Annotated in this window: 1 protein-coding gene; it reads left to right on the top strand. The window is 62.4% G+C overall.

From position 1 onward, the window contains the following. Positions 1-20: 20 nt before the first annotated feature. Positions 21-1,667 carry an electron transfer flavoprotein-ubiquinone oxidoreductase gene (locus tag KTQ37_RS16585; protein WP_218631617.1) on the top strand — a complete coding sequence of 549 codons (1,647 nt, stop codon included), beginning with the start codon at positions 21-23 and terminating at the stop codon, positions 1,665-1,667.

The raw sequence follows: 1,667 nt of genomic DNA, 5'->3' as shown, positions 1-1,667 counted from the left end.
CAGCCTTAAGGAGCGCATTGATGTCAGAGATCGTCCGCGAGTCGATGGAATATGATGTAGTGATCGTTGGCGGGGGTCCTGCGGGTCTTTCGGCGGCGATCCGTCTCAAGCAGATCGACCCGGATCTGAACGTCGTTGTGCTGGAGAAGGGGTCCGAGGTTGGGGCGCATATCCTGTCGGGTGCGGTTCTGGATACCTCGGGTCTGGATGCGCTGATCCCGGACTGGAAGGCGAAAGGCGCGCCGATCAAGACTGCGGTGAAGACGGATAACTTCTACATTCTCGGCCCGGCGGGCCAGATGCGGATCCCGAACTGGCCGATGCCGCCCTTGATGTCGAACCACGGCAAATACATCGTCTCGATGGCGAATGTCTGCCGCTGGATGGCCGAGCAGGCCGAGGAACTGGGCGTCGAGATCTTCCCGGGCATGGCCGCGAGCGAGATCGTCTGGGATGGCGACCGGGTCGCGGGCGTCGTTGCGGGCGAGTTTGGCAAGAACGCCGATGGCTCGATCGGCGACGGCTACGAGCCGGGGATGGAACTGCGCGGCAAATACGTCTTCCTGTCGGAAGGTGTGCGCGGCAGCCTTGCCAAGGTGGTGATGGAGCGGTTCGATCTGTCGAAGGGCAAATGCCCGCAGAAGTTCGGCCTTGGCATGAAAGAGATCTGGGAGATCGACCCCGCCAAGCACCGCGAGGGCACGGTGACCCACACGATGGGCTGGCCCTTGGGCTCGAACGCAGGCGGCGGCTCGTTCATCTACCATCTCGAGAACAACCAGGTCTACGTAGGCTTCGTGGTGCACCTGAACTACGAGAACCCGCACCTGTTCCCCTATATGGAGTTCCAGCGCTTCAAGCATCACCCGCTGGTGGCGGAGCTGCTTGAGGGCGGCAAGCGCGTGGCCTATGGCGCGCGCGCGATCTCCGAGGGCGGCTGGCAGTCGATCCCGAAGCTGACGGCGCCGGGGGCGGTCTTGCTGGGTTGCTCGGCGGGTCTGGTGAACGTGCCGCGCATCAAGGGCAACCACAACGCGATGCTCTCGGGCATCGCGGCGGCCGAGGCGGCTGCCAAGGCGATTGCGGCGGGCCGCGAGGGCGACGAGCTGGTAGATTACGAGGCCGATCTGCGCTCGGGCCCGATCGCGGCGGATCTCAAGAAGGTGCGCAACGTCAAGCCGATGTGGTCGCATTGGGGGATGCTGCCGAGCCTCGTGTTCGGCGGGCTTGATATGTGGACGAACAACCTCTTCGGGTTTTCGCTCTTCGGGACGCTCAAGCATGGCAAGAACGACGCGGCGCATACCGGCGAGGCGTCGAAATACCCGAAGATCGAATATCCGCGCCCGGACGGGAAGCTGTCGTTTGATCGTTTGACGAACGTGAGTTTTTCCTTCACCAATCATGAGGAAAGCCAGCCCTGCCACCTGCAGCTGAAGGATCCGACAGTGCCGATCGCAGTGAACCTGGCCAAATATGACGAGCCCGCGCAGCGCTACTGCCCGGCCGGGGTCTATGAGGTGCTCGAAGGTGAGGATGGCCCACGCTTCCAGATCAACTTCCAGAACTGCGTGCACTGCAAGACCTGCGACATCAAGGACCCCAGCCAGAACATAACCTGGACAACACCCCAGGGCGGCGACGGACCTAACTACCCGAATATGTAA

Origin of the sequence: Sedimentimonas flavescens, from assembly GCF_019264375.1 — a bacterium.
GTDB lineage: Bacteria > Pseudomonadota > Alphaproteobacteria > Rhodobacterales > Rhodobacteraceae > Rhodobacter > Rhodobacter flavescens.
Note: the sequence above shows the minus strand (reverse complement) of the source record. Positions and strands in the feature narration are given on the sequence as shown.